The organism is Flavobacterium sp. CG_23.5, assembly GCF_017875765.1.
GTDB lineage: Bacteria > Bacteroidota > Bacteroidia > Flavobacteriales > Flavobacteriaceae > Flavobacterium.
The window spans coordinates 1758091-1776328 of record NZ_JAGGNA010000001.1 but is presented as its reverse complement, the minus strand read 5'-3'; the positions used below and the strand labels follow the sequence as shown (position 1 = coordinate 1776328).

Annotated in this window: 16 protein-coding genes; 5 read left to right on the top strand and 11 right to left on the bottom strand. The window is 34.5% G+C overall.

Annotated features, from left to right (window positions below; translation table 11 throughout):
• A complete protein-coding gene (locus H4V97_RS07630; protein ID WP_196849468.1) occupies positions 1–570 on the bottom strand; it encodes a GNAT family acetyltransferase in 570 nt (189 codons plus the stop codon).
• Between the two features lie 131 nt (positions 571–701).
• Between H4V97_RS07630 and H4V97_RS07625 the strand changes: the two genes are divergently transcribed.
• Positions 702–1379, top strand: coding sequence for an SDR family NAD(P)-dependent oxidoreductase (locus tag H4V97_RS07625; protein WP_196849467.1), 678 nt, complete (start codon positions 702–704; stop codon positions 1377–1379).
• Between the two features lie 25 nt (positions 1380–1404).
• Positions 1405–2007, top strand: coding sequence for a SprT-like domain-containing protein (locus H4V97_RS07620; RefSeq protein WP_196849466.1), 603 nt, complete (start codon positions 1405–1407; stop codon positions 2005–2007).
• Positions 2008–2019: 12 nt separating this feature from the next.
• On the opposite strand, the gene H4V97_RS07615 is transcribed toward H4V97_RS07620, so the two are convergent.
• The 6 genes from H4V97_RS07615 to gcvP form a co-directional block, all read right to left on the bottom strand.
• Positions 2020–2781, bottom strand: a complete 762-nt coding sequence (locus H4V97_RS07615) for an ABC transporter ATP-binding protein (protein WP_196849465.1) — start codon at positions 2779–2781, stop codon at positions 2020–2022.
• Positions 2781–3527, bottom strand: a complete 747-nt coding sequence (locus H4V97_RS07610; RefSeq protein WP_231385409.1) for an MlaE family ABC transporter permease — start codon at positions 3525–3527, stop codon at positions 2781–2783. The genes H4V97_RS07615 and H4V97_RS07610 overlap by 1 nt, the downstream gene beginning before the upstream one ends.
• A gap of 67 nt (positions 3528–3594) precedes the next feature.
• Positions 3595–4443, bottom strand: coding sequence for a glycosyltransferase (locus tag H4V97_RS07605; protein WP_196849464.1), 849 nt, complete (start codon positions 4441–4443; stop codon positions 3595–3597).
• Positions 4443–4967, bottom strand: coding sequence for a methyltransferase (locus H4V97_RS07600; protein ID WP_196849463.1), 525 nt, complete (start codon positions 4965–4967; stop codon positions 4443–4445). Before H4V97_RS07600 ends, H4V97_RS07605 begins: the two co-directional genes overlap by 1 nt.
• A gap of 232 nt (positions 4968–5199) precedes the next feature.
• Entirely contained in the window at positions 5200–6258 is a 1059-nt protein-coding gene (locus H4V97_RS07595; protein WP_196849462.1) for a 3-oxoacyl-ACP synthase III family protein, read from the bottom strand.
• 338 nt (positions 6259–6596) lie between these two features.
• Positions 6597–9446 carry an aminomethyl-transferring glycine dehydrogenase gene (gcvP, locus tag H4V97_RS07590; RefSeq protein WP_196849461.1) on the bottom strand — a complete coding sequence of 950 codons (2850 nt, stop codon included), beginning with the start codon at positions 9444–9446 and terminating at the stop codon, positions 6597–6599.
• 135 nt (positions 9447–9581) lie between these two features.
• On the opposite strand from gcvP, the gene H4V97_RS07585 reads away from it, so the two are divergent.
• Both H4V97_RS07585 and H4V97_RS07580 read left to right on the top strand, forming a co-directional pair.
• A complete protein-coding gene (locus H4V97_RS07585; protein WP_196849460.1) occupies positions 9582–10394 on the top strand; it encodes a hypothetical protein in 813 nt (270 codons plus the stop codon).
• A gap of 125 nt (positions 10395–10519) precedes the next feature.
• Complete coding sequence (locus tag H4V97_RS07580; RefSeq protein ID WP_196849459.1) at positions 10520–11635, top strand: ATP-binding protein; 1116 nt, start codon at positions 10520–10522, stop codon at positions 11633–11635.
• A gap of 40 nt (positions 11636–11675) precedes the next feature.
• Here the strand turns inward: H4V97_RS07580 and H4V97_RS07575 are convergent, their stop codons facing one another.
• Positions 11676–13703: a M3 family metallopeptidase gene (locus tag H4V97_RS07575; protein WP_196849458.1), complete on the bottom strand. Its 2028-nt coding sequence runs from the start codon at positions 13701–13703 to the stop codon at positions 11676–11678.
• A gap of 214 nt (positions 13704–13917) precedes the next feature.
• Here H4V97_RS07575 and H4V97_RS07570 point away from each other — a divergent pair, with 214 nt between their 5' ends.
• Positions 13918–14589 (top strand): hypothetical protein, encoded by a 672-nt coding sequence (locus H4V97_RS07570; RefSeq protein WP_196849457.1) that lies wholly within the window; start codon positions 13918–13920, stop codon positions 14587–14589.
• Between the two features lie 53 nt (positions 14590–14642).
• On the opposite strand, the gene purE is transcribed toward H4V97_RS07570, so the two are convergent.
• From purE to H4V97_RS07555, 3 genes are all read right to left on the bottom strand, one after another.
• Positions 14643–15128, bottom strand: a complete 486-nt coding sequence (purE, locus tag H4V97_RS07565) for a 5-(carboxyamino)imidazole ribonucleotide mutase (protein ID WP_209550290.1) — start codon at positions 15126–15128, stop codon at positions 14643–14645.
• A gap of 118 nt (positions 15129–15246) precedes the next feature.
• Complete coding sequence (locus tag H4V97_RS07560; RefSeq protein WP_209549380.1) at positions 15247–16413, bottom strand: 5-(carboxyamino)imidazole ribonucleotide synthase; 1167 nt, start codon at positions 16411–16413, stop codon at positions 15247–15249.
• 114 nt (positions 16414–16527) lie between these two features.
• The gene (locus H4V97_RS07555) at positions 16528–18171 is read right to left on the bottom strand and encodes a DUF1501 domain-containing protein (protein ID WP_196849455.1); all 1644 of its coding nucleotides are present in this window, start codon (positions 18169–18171) and stop codon (positions 16528–16530) included.
• Positions 18172–18238 lie beyond the last annotated feature (67 nt).

Here is an 18238-nt window from a genome sequence, read left to right as displayed (position 1 = left end):
TTAGGAAACGGGTTGGCTCATATCGTACGCCAAAACAAAATAGTTGTTATTGTTGAATTGAAAATCGGAAATGATATTCCATTTTAATTTTTCGGTATGGGCTTTTGTTGAAGGAATATTGGTTTTGTTGATAAATGTCAGACTCAAAGGATATTTTTTAACCATGTGAATTCTCATGAATTCAAAAAATAATTTGATTAATCCTTTTCCGCGATATTCCTTAGCAATGCAAATAGGTCCGTACTGAAAACTGTTAGTTGTTGTTATATCAAAATCTAAAAAGCTAAGTTTAGGAAATAGTGCAGTCATATGAGTGAAAATTGGCCATTGATTGAAGAAGTTCCAACTCCCGCCAAAAATATAAGCGATGATGTTGTTATCGTCTTTAGCAATAAATAATCCTTCTTGTCCTATAATTTCGGTTAGTTGCTCTATGGTGAAACGAGTAGTAACAAATCCTGATTCTTTTTCTTCTTCAGAAAGATTAGAAACTAGATATAATTCTTGCAATGCTACTATTCCATCGATGTCATGTAATTTCGCTACTTCATATTGTATGTTCTCAATCATTTTCAATGGTTTTAGATGCAATTATTTTTCAAAACAAATTTAAGGGAAATTATAAGAATCCTAAATTATATCGCGGAAATAATCCGTGGTGTAAAAGATGTTTTACTGACGTTTTTGTTTATTTTTGCTATATGAAAAATATCATTGTAACAGGTACGAGTAGGGGAATAGGATTTGAGTTGGCAATGCAATTTGCTAATGCTGGACATCAGGTTTTAGCCATTTCCAGAAAAATACCACAAGAATTAATTGATAACGAAAACATCACTTGTCTTTCAGTGGATTTATCAAGTGAATCCGATTTAGAAAAAGTAGAATCTTTTCTTTCTTCTTCTTGGAAAAAAATTGATGCGATTGTTCATAATGCAGGCAGTCTATTATTGAAATCATTTTCAGAAACCACTCAGGAAGATTTTGAAAGTATTTATAAAGTAAATGTTTTTGGAGTTGCAAATTTGACAAGAACTTGTTTGCCCTACTTGTTAAAAGGAAGTCATGTGGTTACCATAAGTTCTATGGGTGGGATTCAAGGAAGTTTAAAGTTTGCAGGACTTTCAGCTTATAGTTCCAGTAAAGGAGCGGTAATTACCTTATCTGAATTATTAGCCGAAGAGTATAAAGAGCGTGGAATTTCTTTCAATGTTTTGGCCTTAGGTTCTGTTCAAACGGAAATGTTAGCAGAAGCTTTTCCAGGTTATCAAGCACCAATATCAGCAAGTGAAATGGCCGATTATATTTATGATTTCACTTTGACTGGGAATAAATATTTCAACGGGAAAGTATTGCAGGTTTCATCTACGAATCCGTAATTTATATTTATAATTCCTAATTGTTATGAGCGAAACACTTTCACGATATATACCCGAACATGCCGTAAAACCCGTTTTTGAACTTATTGTTGCCAATCAAGTGCATCTCAAGATTGTAAATGAAAGACAAACACGTCATGGCGATTATCGAAAAGGCTTGAGTGGTAAACACGAAATAACAGTCAATTCAAACCTGAATAAATACAAGTTTCTAATTACGCTGATACATGAAATTTCGCATTTGGTGGCTTTTGAGAAGTTTGGAAGAAACATTAAACCGCATGGTAATGAATGGAAGTATTCTTTCCAAAGGTTAATGATTCCGTACATTCGTCCGGAGATCTTCCCTAATCATTTATTGCCTTTGTTAGCGAGACATTTCAAAAATCCAACCGCCAGTAGCGATACTGATGCCACATTAGCCTTGGCATTGAAACAATTTGACCAGCAAAATGATAAAAATTATGTGTTTGAGATTCCTTACGGCAGTGTTTTCCGAATCCAAAACGGGAAAATATTTAAGAAAATAGCGGTAAGAACTAAGCGTTTTGAATGTCTAGAAGTTAGCTCTGGCAAGACCTATCTTTTTAATCCAAATGCTGAGGTGGAATTGTTGAAATCCAGTTAAATTTGAAATTGTTTATTCTTTCAAATAAGCTTCTCTGACTTTTTTGAATAAATTAGAAGAATAAACAAAGTCAACTACCGCTTGATTGTCAGTTCTGAAAATTTCTTCTTTGGTTCCTTCCCAGGCTTTTAGACCATTTTCAAGAAATAAAATTTTCTCGCCAATTTCCATTACTGAGTTCATATCATGCGTATTTATGACCGTAGTAATATTGTATTCTTCAGTGATTTCTTTGATAAGATTATCTATCAATATTGCTGTATTCGGGTCTAAACCGGAATTAGGTTCGTCACAAAAGAGATATTTTGGATTGTTTACAATAGCTCGTGCTATAGCAACACGTTTTTGCATTCCACCAGATATTTGAGAAGGTAATTTATTATGAGCATCTTCTAGATCAACTCTTTTTAGAACTAAGTCGACTCTCTGCTGAATTTTTATTCCACGCTCCTGGGTAAACATTTTTAAAGGGAAACCCACATTTTCAGCAACAGTCATCGAATCAAACAAAGCACTTCCTTGAAATACCATACCTATTTCAGTTCTTAGATCTCTTTTTTCATCAAGAGTTAAGTCAGAATATATTCGGCCATCAAAAGAAATTGTTCCGGAGTCAGGGGTGTGAATTCCTAATAAACTCTTTAACAATACTGTTTTTCCAGAACCACTTTGCCCAATTATTAAATTTGTTTTACCAGTTTCAAAAACAGTGCATATGCCCTTAAGAACTGGAACGCCGCCAAATGATTTTTCTATGTTTTTTACTTCTATCATTAGGTTAATAGTAATTGAGTTAAAATATAATTCACTAAAATAATAGTTACCGATGTCCATACAAATGCAACCGTGCTGGCTTTCCCAACTTCAAGTGCACCACCTTTCATATTAAAACCATGGAATGAAGGAATTGTTGCTAAAAGTAAACCGAAAATAAAAGTTTTTATGAAAGCATAAGCAATGTGGAATGGCATGAAATCACGTTGAAGTCCATCGACAAAATCAGTGCTGTCACCAAATCCTCCATAAACGCTGGCCATGTAACCGCCAACGATACCTAAAAACATGGATATTCCTATCAAGAATGGGTATAATAGTAATGCAATTAATTTGGGAAAAACTAAATAATTCAATGAGTTTACACCCATTACTTCTAATGCATCAATTTGTTCCGTAACGCGCATGGTTCCAATACTGGAAGTAATGAAGGAGCCCATTTTTCCAGCCATAATTATCGAAATAAAGGTAGGGGCAAACTCTAAAATAACGGATTGTCTTGTGGCATATCCGATAAGATATTTTGGAATCAATGGATTGGTTAAGTTCAAAGCAGTCTGAATGGCTACAACACCTCCAACAAAAAAGGAAATGAAAGCAACAATTCCAAGAGAACCAATAATTAAATCGTCTATTTCCTTGAAGATAAGACCTCTCATTACAGACCATTTAGTTGGTTTGTTGAAAATTTCTTTCCACATCAAAAAATATCTTCCAATTTGTGATAAATAACGAATGAGCATCATAGTTTTTGAAATATTGGCTAAATTACGAAAATAGTTAGGAGTTATAAGTTGTCAGTTAATAGTTTCGTTAGAAAAGTTTGTCTTTCATTTTCTGCAAACGATAGTTTCTGATAAATTTTGCTTGTTCTGGAGTTACTAACAAAGGTGTTTTTGCTGATTTTGCTTTAGTAAACCCTTTTAAATAATCTAGAAAGAGCAAAGGCTTCTTTTTCAACATTGCCAGTTTTGCCGAGGCAATTGCAGTGATTAAAAACCCGTAACCCAATGTGTAAAAAGCTTCTCCTTGTTTATAACGTGCTATCTTATTATAGTTAGCTCCAGTTGGTTTTAGGTGTTTTACGATTAATGAAGACTCTGTAACTACTTTCCATCCATAGAATTTTGAGAGTAATTCATCAACGGTATCCCAGCCCATTGCCGGTTTTAAGTTTCCTATTTGTTGAAAGCATGCTTTTCGATAGGCTTTAAAAGCACCTCGAATATGATCTTTATCGGTTAGATTTTCCAGAATCCATTGCCCGTTTTTCTCAATGTAGGCAAATCCACCTGCCATTCCTATAGTTGCATCTTTTTCGAAAATGTTTAAAATAGTCTCGAAATAATTAGTCGGTAAAATTAAGTCAGCGTCCAGCTTTACTATGATATCATAATTTTCGTCTAAGGTTTCAAAACCTTTATGAAAAGCTTGAATTACTTTGCTTCCGGGTAAATGAATCGCTTCAGAAGTTTTATTTACCAAGGTAATAAACGGATTTTCTTTGGCGAAAGCCATTACTATTTCGGCAGTTTTATCAGTGGAATTGTCATTAACTACTACTACTTTTTTTGGTGGAATAGTTTGAGAAAGCAATGATTGTAGTGTCAAGGCAATAAACGCTTCTTCGTTATGAGCTGGAATAACAATATAGTAGTTCATTATTTTATTTTTTCAGCGTAAACGATATAATACCTGTCAGTAAATTTTCGTAATAGGGGACGAATACCAAACTTCTTAACCGGATTAGTCCATTTTTCTCTGTCGATAATTTTCCAACCTGTTTTGTCCAAAAGCCAATCGAGTTGCCAATCTTCAAATTCATGATAATGCCTGTCCCACATATCCGTTTTGCTGCGATAAGCAGGTGAAAACCACAAACGCATAGGAATAGAGATAAAAAGTTTATCTGATTGTATTTCTTTTAAAATTGTGTACGGATTGAGTAAATGTTCGAAAATTTCGAAAGCAGTAACAGCAGCTGTTTTTTCTGATTGAAATACTTCTTGATTGTTATCTAAGTCTTCTCCGGTAGTATTTTTAACAGTGAAGCCCTCTGCCTTCATAATTTTAGAAAATGGATTTTCAACTCCTAAATCTAAAATGGTATCAGTTGTAGAGATATGTTTTTTTAAAAATTCTAAAGTGTGTTTGAATCTTTTATTTGGAAACGTTTTTTCGTACATTTTTTTATTTTTTAACAACAAAGGCGCAAAGGTACAAAGATATGTTTCTTATTTGCAGAATTTTTAGCCCAGATAATAGCGGAAAGCCCACGACTTAAAAGATGTAGTTTTTATTAGCTTAAAAAAGCGACTAAAAGAAGCTCTTTTTAAGGTTTGGAAAAACACATTTTTTAAGTGTGGACTTGAAGTGAATAGCTGGATTAGCTCCTGATTGCCGCGTTCCTCGCAATGATTAATATCTATAAACAAATGCATTAACATTCATCCCTGCTCCAACGGATGCAAAAAGTAGAATATCGCCTTTTTGTATAGATTGGTTTTCAATTTCTCCCCGAATTAACAAGTCGAAAAGGGTGGGAACGGTAGCAACACTGCTGTTTCCCAGTTCATGTATGCTCATAGGCATGATGTCTTGAGGAACTGGTCTGTCATGCAATTTATAAAAACGTTGAATGATTGCTTCGTCCATTTTTTCGTTGGCCTGATGGATAAGAATTTTTTTAACATCGTCAATCCCAATACCGCTTTTATCTAAACAACTCTTCATTGCTGCCGGTACTGTATTTAATGCGAATTCGTAAATTTTGCGTCCGTACATTTTTATGTATCGAATATCTGGGTCTAAATCCGGATTGTATGATTTTCCAAAAAACAAATAATTGGCTTCGTCGTTAGCGTACGTACCACTTTCGTAGGATAGCATACCGGTTTGATCATCAGAAGCTTCTATTATTGAAGCGCCAGCGCCATCAGAGTAAATCATAGAATCTCTATCGTGCTTGTCAACGACTCTTGATAAAGTCTCAGAACCAATAACCAAACAACGCTTGGCCATACCTGATTTGATAAATGCATTTGCTTGAAGCACACCTTCAATCCAACCTGGACATCCAAAAAGGATATCGTAAGCAACGCAATTTGGGTTTTTTATCTGTAATTTATGTTTGACGCGTGTGGCTAAACTAGGTAGCATATCTGATTGGACTGCTCCATGTTTTACATCACCAAAATTATGTGCAAAAATGATATAATCAATCGTTTCTGGATCTATGTTGGCATTTTCTATTGCTTTTTTTGAAGCAAAAAATGCGAGATCAGATGAGGTTAAATGATCTTCAGCATATCGCCTATGTTCGATTCCGGTTATTCCTTTAAATTTATTGATGACAACTTGATTAGGATAGCCAAATGCGGTTCCATCTTCATTCAAAAACACATGATTGCCGAAGTCTGTATTACTTATTTTTTTCTCTGGAATATAACTTCCTATTCCGGTTATTTTTATTTTCATTGAGTTTGTTTCCAAAATTTATGCTAATTTAAACATAAAAAAATTATTACTCTTATAATATTTACTATGCATGCATATAATTATCAAATAGTAAGTTTTAAGCGAAAATATTAAATATTTTATTATGAATTGCAAATTTAGATGCGATTTTATCGTAGTAATTCCTGTAAATGGAAAAAACGCCTATTTTTTAATTTAATGATAAATGAATCTTTCCTAATTGTCTCAAGAAATTATTGGAAGACTCTGTGGAATTTTGATTAGGCGAAAATAAAGTTTTTTCTAAACAAAGTATAAAAAAAAATGTCCCGATTTCTCGAGACATTTTAACTTGTATTTTAACTTTCCATGTAGGCTTCAATTGGAGCGCAACTACAAACTAAATTTCTATCGCCATAAGCGTCATCTGCTCTGCGAACGGTAGGCCAAAATTTGTTTTCGGCAATATAATCTAATGGGAAAGCAGCTTCTTCTCTGGTATATGGGAAATTCCAAACATCAGTAGTTAGCATTGCTAAAGTATGTGGGGAATTTTTCAAAACATTGTTATGGTCATCGGCACTGCTTGCTTCAATTTCTTTTCTAATTGAAATCATAGCATCACAAAAACGATCTAATTCTTCTAGGTTTTCACTTTCGGTTGGTTCAATCATTAATGTTCCGGCAACTGGGAAAGAAACTGTTGGAGCGTGAAAACCGTAATCCATTAATCGTTTTGCAATATCAGTAACTTCAATTCCTTTTTGTTTGAAAGGACGACATTCTAAAATCATTTCGTGAGCCGCGCGACCCATTTCACCTGAATACAAAGTATCGTAATGACCGTTTAGTTTTTCTTTAATGTAATTCGCATTTAAGATTGCATATTCAGTAGATTGTTTCAACCCTTCAGCACCTAACATACAGATGTAACCGTAAGAAATTAAACAAACTAAAGCAGAACCCCATGGTGCAGCCGAAATTGCTGTTATGGCTTTATCTCCACCAGTCGCAATTACTGGATTGGTTGGTAAAAACGGGACTAATTGTTTCGCCACGCATATTGGGCCAACACCAGGTCCACCACCACCGTGAGGAATGGCGAATGTTTTGTGTAAGTTCAAGTGACAAACGTCAGCACCAATAGTTGCTGGATTTGTTAATCCTACTTGTGCATTCATATTGGCACCATCCATATATACTTGTCCACCGTTATCGTGAATCAATTGTGTAATTTCTTTGATAGCGCTTTCGAAAACACCATGAGTCGATGGATAAGTTACCATCAAACAAGAAAGATTAGCTGCGTGAAGAATTGCTTTTTCACGTAAATCTTCCACGTCGATATTTCCGTTTTCCAATGTTTTGGTAACAATTACTTTCATTCCTGCCATCGCTGCCGAAGCCGGATTTGTTCCGTGAGCAGATGATGGAATCAAAGCAATATTTCTATGATGATCACCTCTTGACTGGTGGTACGCGCGAATCACCATTAATCCTGCATATTCTCCTTGAGCACCTGAGTTAGGTTGTAATGTTGTTCCTGCAAAACCAGTAATAACATTCAATTGTTGTTCTAGTTTTGAAAGCATTTCTTGATATCCTTGCGCTTGATCCAATGGTGCGAATGGGTGAATGTTATTCCATTGTGCATTGCTCAAAGGCAACATTTCTGATGCAGCATTCAATTTCATGGTACAAGATCCCAATGAAATCATAGAGTGATTCAAAGCCAGATCTTTTCTTTCTAACATTTTGATGTAACGCATCAAAGCGGTTTCAGAATGGTATTTGTTGAAAACATCGTGTTGTAAAAAAGTCGATGTTCTGTTTATGTTTTCTGGAAAATGATTGGTTTCTGTTAAACTGTCAATTGTAGTTGCCTGAGTCCCTTTTGCGGAAGCGAAAACACCAATGATTTTATTTAAATCAGCAATACTTGTTGTTTCATTCAAAGAAATAGAAACCGTATTTTCGTCGATGTAATAAAAGTTTACTTCGTTTTGTTCTGCAATTTCTTTCACTTTTTTAGCATCAGCTTTTACAACGATGGTGTCAAAGAATGCTGTATTCGTTTGCTGTAAGCCTAAATTTTCTAATGCGTTTGCCAAAGTCGCTGCTAAAGCATGAACCTTGTCAGCGATATACTGCAATCCTTTTGGACCATGATAAACCGCATACATTCCAGCCATAACAGATAATAGAACCTGAGCAGTACAAATATTTGAAGTCGCCTTATCACGTTTAATGTGTTGTTCACGTGTTTGCAATGCCATACGAAGTGCACGATTTCCGTTTGTATCAACAGTTACACCGATGATTCTTCCTGGCATGCTTCTTTTGTACTCATCTTTTGTAGCAAAATAAGCGGCATGTGGACCTCCGTAACCTAACGGAATTCCGAAACGTTGTGTTGTTCCTAAAACTACTGCAGCACCGATCTCTCCTGGAGGAGTCAGTTTAGTTAAACTTAATATATCAGCAGCAACAGCCACTTTTATTTCATTTTCTTTTGCTTTAGCAATGAAACCAGCATAGTCATGAACTTGTCCAAATTTACCTGGATATTGAAGAATGGCTCCGAAAAATTCAGTTGAAAAATCAAATTCTTCATGGTTTCCAATAACTAATTCAACACCGATAGGAGTAGAACGCGTTTGTAAAACCGATAATGTTTGGGGTAAAATTTCTTCTGAAACGAAAAATTTACAAACGTTAGCTTTCTTTTGATCACGAGTTCTTACATCAAATAGTAATGCCATAGCTTCTGCCGCTGCTGTACTTTCGTCAAGAAGAGAAGCATTGGCAATTTCCATTCCTGTTAATTCGATAACCATGGTTTGGAAATTCAAAATCGCTTCTAAACGACCTTGAGCAATTTCAGCTTGATAAGGTGTGTAAGCAGTGTACCATCCTGGGTTTTCAAAAACATTTCTTTGAATAACTGCAGGAATAATCGCTTGGTTGTATCCTAAACCAATGTAGGATTGGAACATTTTGTTCTTATTTCCTAATTGAGTAATATGATTTGAATATTCATATTCAGTCATTGCAGGTTCTAAATCTAAATCTGATTTCAAGCGAATGTCGCTTGGAATAGTTTCGAAAATCAATTGGTCCAGCGTTTCTGCGCCAATTGTTTTCAACATATGTTGTAGGTCGTTTTCTCTTGGGCCTATGTGTCTTAAAGCAAAAGCATCTGTTTTCATACAAAAATATAGGTGTTGTTTTTTAGTGCTGCAAAAATAAGTATTATTAATAGTTTAAAACGTATTTTGGTATTCATATTTTATTGATTTTTCAACTAAATGGTAGATTTGTTCACAATTGACTAATTTTGTTTAATGAAGGTATTTAAACAAATTTTTAATTTTTACGTAAATAGTAGCATTCATGTTGCTTTATCGTGTTATTCTCTTGTCAAGATGACGCAACACATGTTCAACATTCCGTTTGATGAACCAATTGCTAATTTTGTTTTTTTTGGAACAATCGTAGGATATAATTTTGTGAAATACGATGCATTGGCCAGAGCCAAAAAACAGCAAATGCGAAAGGAATTAAAAATAATTGCTTTATTTAGTTTTTGTTCTCTTATAATGGTGGGCTATTATTTTTTTCAGTTGCATCGCATTACTCAAATTGTTGCAATTGCTTTTTTGAGTATCACTTTATTGTATACGCTTCCGTTTTTTCCAAATAAGAGGAATGCCAGAAACTGGGCTGGTGTGAAAATTTATATTGTGGCTTTGTGTTGGGTGGGTGTGACTTTAGGTTTGCCTGTTTTGAATGCTGAAATTGCCATTACTTCAGATTTTTACCTTAAATGTATTCAAAGGTTCATTCTTATTTTTGTGTTGGTCCTTATTTTTGAAATCATTGATTTGGCAAATGATGATCCGCATTTGCAAACCGTACCACAACAAATAGGAGTGAAGCGCACAAAAATATTAGGAATGTTACTTTTGATTCCGTTTTATTTTCTGGAATTTTTTAAAAGTAATTTTGATGAAAATCAATTAGTTGTCAACCTGATATTGGTGATTATGATTTCTCTATTTCTGCTTTTCTCCAATGAAAAACGTTCGAAATATTATACTTCTTTTTGGGTAGAAAGCGTGCCTATTGTCTGGTGGTTGTTGCTTCTATTGTTTTAAAAATATTGATATTGGTGAATACGTTCACCAAAAAATATACAAATTTGGTGAATACGTTCACCAAAAACAATATAAATTTGGTGAATAGGATTTTATTGTAGTATATTTGTTTAAAGTTTATTGCTATGATTATAAGAGATTTAACTTCAGTTGTTCAAAAAAATATAAATAAAGGAAAAGTTATTGTCTTGATAGGACCGCGCCAAGTGGGTAAAACGACATTAATCAATTCCTTATTGAAGGATATTCCGTTTCTATTTCTTGATGGCGATGATGCCGTCGTGTCGGATACTTTGGCAAGTGCAAATACAGAAACCTTAAAAAATATTATAGGAAATTATAAATACGTTTTTATAGATGAGGTACAGCGAATTCCAAATATTGGATTGAAATTAAAAATTATTGTTGATCAAATCAAAGACGTACAGGTGATCGTTAGCGGTTCTTCGGCTTTTGATATCAATCATGTCACCCAAGAACCTTTGACGGGCCGAAAATTTGAATACCATTTGTATGCTATTTCATGGAATGAATTTGAAAGTAATGTGGGTTACATCAAAGCGCAACAGCAATTAGAGTTGCGTTTACTTTATGGAATGTATCCGGATGTGATCAATAATTTTGGTAATGAATACGAGATTTTAAAAAATTTGGTTTCCAGTTATTTGTACAAAGATGTTTTGAGTTTGGCGGGTATCCGGAAATCAGAGGTTTTAGAGAAGATTCTTCAGGCTTTGGCATTGCAAGTGGGTAGCGAAGTGAGTTACAATGAAATTGCGCAATTAGTGGGTGTAGATAAAAACACGGTGAGTACTTATATTGATGTATTGGAGAAAGCTTTCGTAATTTTTAGATTGAATAGTTTTAGTAAAAACATTCGAAACGAAATCAAAGCCAACAGAAAAATTTATTTCTATGACAATGGAGTTCGCAATATGTTAATTGGTAATTTTAATACTTTAGAATTTCGTCAAGACAAAGGAGCGCTTTGGGAAAATTTTCTAGTTTCTGAACGAATAAAAATGCTTTCCTATACGGATAGTTTGGCGAAGCCGTATTTTTGGAGAACAACGCAGCAACAGGAAATAGATTACATCGAAACGAATGCTGATGTGATTAGTGCTTTTGAATTTAAATGGTCTTCGAATAAAAAAATCAAGTTGCCTAAATCATTTCAAGAGGCTTATCAGCCCAGTTTTTTAGTGGTAAGTAAAGAGAATTTCAGGGAGTTTTTGAAATAATAAAACCGAAGCAGGACTACTTCGGTTTTATATCTGAAATCTAAACCAATCCTGATCTTTTCAGCAAAGCGTCTGGAGAAGGTTCTTGCCCTCTAAAGCGTTTGTATAAAGTCATTGGTTGTTCCGTGCCACCTTTGGAAAGTATATTGTCTTTAAATTTTGTTGCCACTTCTTTATTAAAAATTCCTTTTTCTTGGAAATATGCAAAAGCATCTGCATCGAGTACTTCAGCCCATTTGTAACTATAATATCCAGACGAATATCCGCCTTGAAAAATATGGGAAAACGAAACACTCATGCAATTTTCGGCTACATCAGGATATAGAATGGTGTTTTCCATAGCTGCTTTTTCAAACGTTTTTACAGTGGTAATTCCATTAGGATTGTTACTGTGAAAGGCCATGTCCAATAATCCAAAACTAATTTGGCGTAAGGTTGCCATTCCTTCTTGGAAGCTTGAGCTTTCCTTGATTTTTTCCACGAATTCTTGCGGTATAATTTCTCCCGTTTGATAATGATTGGCGAATAAAGCCAAAGCTTCCGGCTCGTAACACCAGTTTTCCATAATCTGGCTTGGCAATTCCACAAAATCCCAATAAACTGAAGTCCCTGACAAACTAGGATATGTTGTATTGGCTAACATGCCGTGTAAGCCGTGGCCAAATTCATGAAACAAAGTCGTTACTTCATTAAATGTCAATAAAGATGGTTTGGTTTCTGTTGGTTTTGTAAAATTACAAACATTAGAAATATGTGGTCTTTCGTTTTTTCTGTCTTTAATGTATTGTGATTTAAAAGAAGTCATCCACGCGCCATTTCGTTTGCCTTTTCTTGGAAAAAAATCAGCATAAAAAATGGCAACCAGTTCATTCTTTTCATCTTTCACTTCGTAAGTGGTCACTTCATTGTGGTATTTATCGATGTCGAAAATTTCAGTAAAAGTGATTCCGTATAATTTTTGAGCAATCGTGAATGCGCCTTGCAGTACTTTTTCTAGTTGAAAATAAGGTTTTAATTTTTCATCATCCAAATTGAATAATTTCTGTTTCAATTTTTCTGAATAGTAAGCGCCATCCCATTTTTCTAAATGATCAATGCCGTCCAATGCTTTGGCGAAAGCGGTAAGCTCAGCAAATTCTCTTTCGGCAGCGGGTTTTGCTTTAACTAATAAATCATCCAAAAAGGATTTTACTTTGTCTGGATTTTGTGCCATTCTTTCTTCCAAAACAAAATGGGAATGTGTTTGATAACCCAGTAAATTAGCTCTTTCATGACGTAATTTGGCAATTTTGAGTACGTTTTCCTGATTGTCGAATTCGTTATTGTGAAATCCTTTCTTTCCTGCTGCTATGGCAATTTCTTTTCGTAGTTCCCTGTTATCAGCATAAGTTACGAACGGAATATAACTTGGGAAATCCAACGTAAAAATCCAACCTTCTATTTCTTTTGATTTTGCCAATGATTTTGCGGCTTCAATAGTTCCTTCCGGTAGGCCTTTTAAATTTTCTTCGTCTGTAATAATTAATTCGTAATTATTGGTTTCAGCCAAAACATTTTCACCGTAAGTCAGTTTCAGTTTGGCTAATTCCGTATCAATTTCGCGCAAGCGAACTTTTTTATCTTCAGAAAGTAGCGCTCCATTTCGAGAGAAATTTTTAAATTTTTTGTCTAATAATGTTGCTTGTTCTGGTGTTAAATTTAGACTGTCTTTTTGTTCAAAAACTGATTTGACCTTTTTGAATAAATCTGCGTTCAAAGTGATGTCATTGCTAAATTCTGTCAATAGCGGTGAAACTTCCTGTGCGATTTTTTGCATTTCGTCTGAGGTTTCTGCCGAGTTCAAATTGAAGAATATGCTCGATAATCGGTCCAGCGCATTTCCGGAAAAATCCAATTTTTCTATAGTGTTTTCGAATGTTGGTAATTCTGCATTGTTTATAATTGCATCGATTTCTGCTTTTGCGGAAGCAATATTTTCAATAAAAGAGGGTTTGTAATCGTCAAGTTTTATTTGGGAAAATGGCGCAGTATCGTATTTAGTATTGAAATGTTGAGTGAGAATATTCATTGTTGAGTCATTAATTTTCTGTTGGTGAAATATCGAATTTTGTATATACAAATGTAGGGATTTATTAAAAAAAAATGGAGTTTCTAATAGGATTGATTTATTGTTAAAATTTATAAAACGTCAGTCGATCTTATGATTAAAAACGCCTACATTGTAAAAAAATGTTAGTTCTCAAACTGACTAATTATAAAAAAGTTACTAAATTAAGTACGTTATGAACTATCATATTACAATAAAAAATGCCTTTAGTGTGGACCAAATTGAAGACTATTGGACTAATGAAGATTATGTGCAGTTGCTGGAAAAATTCGATTATCCAGATGCAGCTGGCGCTGATAAGGAAAGCTTAAGCGAATTGCTTGAAATGGCAATTACCGATTTTGAGCCTAAAGAAGCCGCTGTAATTGTATTGACTTATAAATTAGCAGAGCAATTAAATGAAGGGCAAATACAACAGATTTCTAACGACATGTTTTTAGATAAAGTTTGTGAAGAATATCCGGAAATTGGTCTACATGCAAAATTGTTTCACGTAAATCAATTGCTTTTCAAAGCATATAACGGTAAATTTCCAAATGCAAAAGCTACAATTGTAAAGTGTAGTTTTGCTCCTTTAGAAGAAGAAACTGTGAAGGAGTTAACAAAGGAAGATGTGTTGAAATTGTTAAGCAACGGATTGTCTGACAGCAATCTTATAAAAAGATTGTTTGATCACCAGATGAATCACAATGCTCCATTTCCGGAAGCTGACGACATTCTGTGGGATTTAACCACAACGAATAATGTTGATTTTACAGTAACCACGTCTGAATATTGGTTAAACAGAGATGATATAATTGCTTCAGAATTCGATGGAATTTTGGAAGAAGTGTTGACAGAAGATTAAAGAATTAATTAGAATAAAAATAAAGATAAAAAGCTCCGTCATGGAGCTTTTTATTATTTATTTAGACTTTCAGAGGCAATATCCACGGCTTCTTTTAATCCAGTTTTATATGATATTATTCTGTCTAAGACAATTTTATTGTGGCAACCAATAATTTGTGCCGCCAAAATACCTGCATTCTTGGCTCCGTTTAGCGCAACTGTTGCTACAGGAACACCACCAGGCATTTGTAGAATGGATAAAACACTATCCCAGCCATCAATAGAATTACTCGATTTTACCGGAACACCAATTACCGGAAGAGGAGTCATGGAGGCAACCATTCCAGGTAGATGTGCAGCACCCCCAGCTCCAGCAATAATAACCGAAATGCCACGAGTGTGAGCGTTTTTACTGAAATCAAATAATTTTTCGGGAGTTCTGTGAGCTGAAACGATATCAACTTCTGTTTCGATGTCAAATGCTTTTAAGATGTCTATTGCTTCCTGCATTACCGGCATATCAGATATGCTTCCCATTATTACGGCTACTTTCATTATTTTTTATTTAAAGATTACTACGTCCGTTCGCCCTAGGGCTCGGGTAAAAAATTCAAAGATTGAAAAATTATTTAAAACTCTATTTAGTGTATCACAATTTTTAAATCGCTTAAATCTTTTAATTATTCAATTTATCGCTGATTACTCTTATCGTATTCTTTACATCTTGCGCAATACGTCTTGCTTCTTTTATGTCCTCATTTACTATAGTTACATGTCCCATTTTTCTAAAAGGACGAGTTTGTTTTTTTCCGTAAATATGTGGTGTGACACCATTCCATCCTAATATTTTTTCGATATTTTCATAAACTACGTCTCCTGAAAATCCTTCAGCACCAACTAGATTCACCATAATTCCAGCTACTTTGCTATCGGTATTTCCTAAGGGTAAGTTAAGAATTGCTCTCAAATGATTTTCGAATTGTGAAGTATAGCTGGCTTCAATCGAATAATGACCTGAATTGTGTGGGCGAGGAGCAACTTCGTTTACAAGAATCTCGTCATCTTCTGTTTGGAACATTTCCACTGCCAAAAGTCCAACATGATTGAATTTTTCAGAAACATTCAAGGCAATTGCTCTCGCTTTTTCGGCAACTGTATCATCGATTCGAGCAGGACAAATAACATATTCTACCTGATTTGCTTCTGGATGGAATTCCATTTCAACCACAGGATATGTTTTTATGTCGCCTGATGGATTGCGACAAACGATTACTGCCAACTCATTTTTAAACGGAACCATTTCTTCAGCAATACATTCTACATTAGCTAAATTGTCTAAATCCGAGATTTGTCTAATTACTTTAACGCCATTTCCGTCGTAACCAAATTCCGTACATTTCCATATAAATGGTAATTTTATTTTGGAATCAAGAATTTCAATTATCAAACTTTTTAAATTACCAAAGCGTTTGTAACTTGCTGTAGGAATAGCGTGTTCAGTATAAAAATCTTTCTGAATTCCTTTATTTTGGATACGTTTTAGTGTTTTAGGTGAAGGATAAACTTTCAATCCTTCGTCTTCTAGTTTTACTAAAGCTTCAAGATTAACCAGTTCGATTTCAAAGGTTAAAACATCAACTAGTTTTCCAAAATTGTAAACGGTTTCAAAATTCATTAAGTCGCCTTTGAAAAATTGGTCACAGGCTATTTTGCAAGGTGCTTCATCACTTGGATCAAGTACATAAGTTTGTATATCGAATTTTCGGGTGTCAGATAACAGCATTTTGCCGAGTTGTCCGCCACCGAGAATTCCAAGTTTAAAATCAGAAGAAAAATAATTCATCGTTGTATTGAAATTTATCTGTAAAATTGATTTTACAAAGATACTTTTAAATGAGTAATAATAAAAAAATACGAGTTGTAAAATGGTCGGATAAGTATTTCAGTATTTCGAATATTATCTTCTCACAATTACTTTTTTGGAAAAATTCCCGTTGGTGGTCTCGATTTTTAAATTATAAAATCCTGTCGATAGATTTTCAACATTGATTGAAAGCTGACTGCCGTTTAAAGGATTTTTATATTTTCCAATAAATTTTCCGTCTATTGAGTAAATAGAAACCGAATAAATATCATTGTTGTTTGGCGAATTAATGGTAATCAGTTCCGAAGTTGGATTTGGATAAACGATAACTTCATAGGTATTTTTGAATTCGTTGACAGAAAGTAACTTGTCAGTATAACAGGTTGAATTAACTATATTTTGAGTTTTGATTAAATCCGCTATTTTATTATTTGAAAAGCCGGTATTAGTGGTTTGATTGTAAAAAGTCAAATCTAATGTTTGGTTGCTTGCTCCAAACCAATCTTGAAGAATTGTACTAAAAACTCTTCTGTTGTCATGCTGAACGGTTCGAACTTGATAGTTATTTGCCAAAACGGCTTCAGATAAATTAATATTTGTCCCGGAGATTCCAGGATTTATGGCGCTCCCAAAAACAAACATCGGGGCAATTTCTCCGTGATCCGTGCCTAAGCTTGCATTTTCTCCCGCTTTTCTCCCAAATTCTGAAAAGGTAACTGCTACAACATCATTGGCCATGTTCTGATTATTCAAGTCCGTGATGAAAGTGTTAATTGCCTCTGAAATTTGAGTCAAAAGAGTGGCATGATTGCCTAGATGAGTAGTATTATTTGCAGCTACTTGCATGTCATGAGTGTCAAATCCGCCAACTTTAACTAAATAGACTTTGGTCTGAAGGCCACCTGAAATAAATCGTGCGACTGTTTTTAACTGATTGGATAAGCTAGTGTTAGGATATGTTAATGAATTAGAGCCTGAATTAAAGGAGCTGGAAATAGTCTGCGCATAAGCATTTGTAGAAGCATCATTGTTAATGATATATTGAATTAATCCTCCATATTCGGAATCGGGTATGTTTGCTGGCGGTTGACCGCCTAAACCATTCACCACAGAATAAAATCCAGATAAATCCTGTCCACTAATGTTTAAAGACATACCATGTTCGACTTCTCCATGAAAACCTAATGAATTATCGCTACTGCCAAGTTGAATTCCTAAAGGGAAATTTGAATTTAAAAATTCAGCATAGTAATTCTCAAGAAAACGTCCCGTCCATCCGCTATCTAAATTATTGTTAGCCATGGTGCCATCTCCTCCTGTCAACCATAAATCAGTTGATTTGAAATGAGATTTGTCTTGGGCAGGATAGCCAACGCCTTGAATGATTCTCATAAATCCTTTGTCATATAAGCTTTTGAATCCTATAAGGGAAGGGTGTAATCCTACTTGATCGGTTAATGCCAAAGTTGAATCAAGATTAATGATGCCATTTGTCATTCCAACGTTATTAAGTTTAATGTTAGGACGCAACGTCGCATAAGTATCATACTGATTGATGGGTACAATGGTGTTTAGTCCATCATTAGCCCCAGCTAATTGAATTAAAACTATTTTTTTTGAGCTGGGATCAGGGCAGGATGTCATACCTGCTGATTTGAAAAGAGCAAACACTTCTGTGGGTAACAATGAAAGTACGCTAGCAGTTGAAGTTAGTTTAATAAAATTTCTTCTTTTCATGATATTTGTTGTTTTTGGAATTAAATGAATTAAACTAAAACAGTCGAGATTTGGGGTCTCCTAATAT

Excerpts from the sequence above, each read along its gene's own strand:
- H4V97_RS07630 (WP_196849468.1), bottom strand. The coding sequence starts at position 570 with ATGATTGAGAACATACAATATGAAGTAGCGAAATTACATGACATCGAT.
- H4V97_RS07625 (WP_196849467.1), top strand. The coding sequence starts at position 702 with ATGAAAAATATCATTGTAACAGGTACGAGTAGGGGAATAGGATTTGAG.
- H4V97_RS07620 (WP_196849466.1), top strand. The coding sequence starts at position 1,405 with ATGAGCGAAACACTTTCACGATATATACCCGAACATGCCGTAAAACCC.
- H4V97_RS07615 (WP_196849465.1), bottom strand. The coding sequence starts at position 2,781 with ATGATAGAAGTAAAAAACATAGAAAAATCATTTGGCGGCGTTCCAGTT.
- H4V97_RS07610 (WP_231385409.1), bottom strand. The coding sequence starts at position 3,527 with ATGATGCTCATTCGTTATTTATCACAAATTGGAAGATATTTTTTGATG.
- H4V97_RS07605 (WP_196849464.1), bottom strand. The coding sequence starts at position 4,443 with ATGAACTACTATATTGTTATTCCAGCTCATAACGAAGAAGCGTTTATT.
- H4V97_RS07600 (WP_196849463.1), bottom strand. The coding sequence starts at position 4,967 with ATGTACGAAAAAACGTTTCCAAATAAAAGATTCAAACACACTTTAGAA.
- H4V97_RS07595 (WP_196849462.1), bottom strand. The coding sequence starts at position 6,258 with ATGAAAATAAAAATAACCGGAATAGGAAGTTATATTCCAGAGAAAAAA.
- gcvP (WP_196849461.1), bottom strand. The coding sequence starts at position 9,446 with ATGAAAACAGATGCTTTTGCTTTAAGACACATAGGCCCAAGAGAAAAC.
- H4V97_RS07585 (WP_196849460.1), top strand. The coding sequence starts at position 9,582 with ATGAAGGTATTTAAACAAATTTTTAATTTTTACGTAAATAGTAGCATT.
- H4V97_RS07580 (WP_196849459.1), top strand. The coding sequence starts at position 10,520 with ATGATTATAAGAGATTTAACTTCAGTTGTTCAAAAAAATATAAATAAA.
- H4V97_RS07575 (WP_196849458.1), bottom strand. The coding sequence starts at position 13,703 with ATGAATATTCTCACTCAACATTTCAATACTAAATACGATACTGCGCCA.
- H4V97_RS07570 (WP_196849457.1), top strand. The coding sequence starts at position 13,918 with ATGAACTATCATATTACAATAAAAAATGCCTTTAGTGTGGACCAAATT.
- H4V97_RS07560 (WP_209549380.1), bottom strand. The coding sequence starts at position 16,413 with ATGAATTATTTTTCTTCTGATTTTAAACTTGGAATTCTCGGTGGCGGA.
- H4V97_RS07555 (WP_196849455.1), bottom strand. The coding sequence starts at position 18,171 with ATGAAAAGAAGAAATTTTATTAAACTAACTTCAACTGCTAGCGTACTT.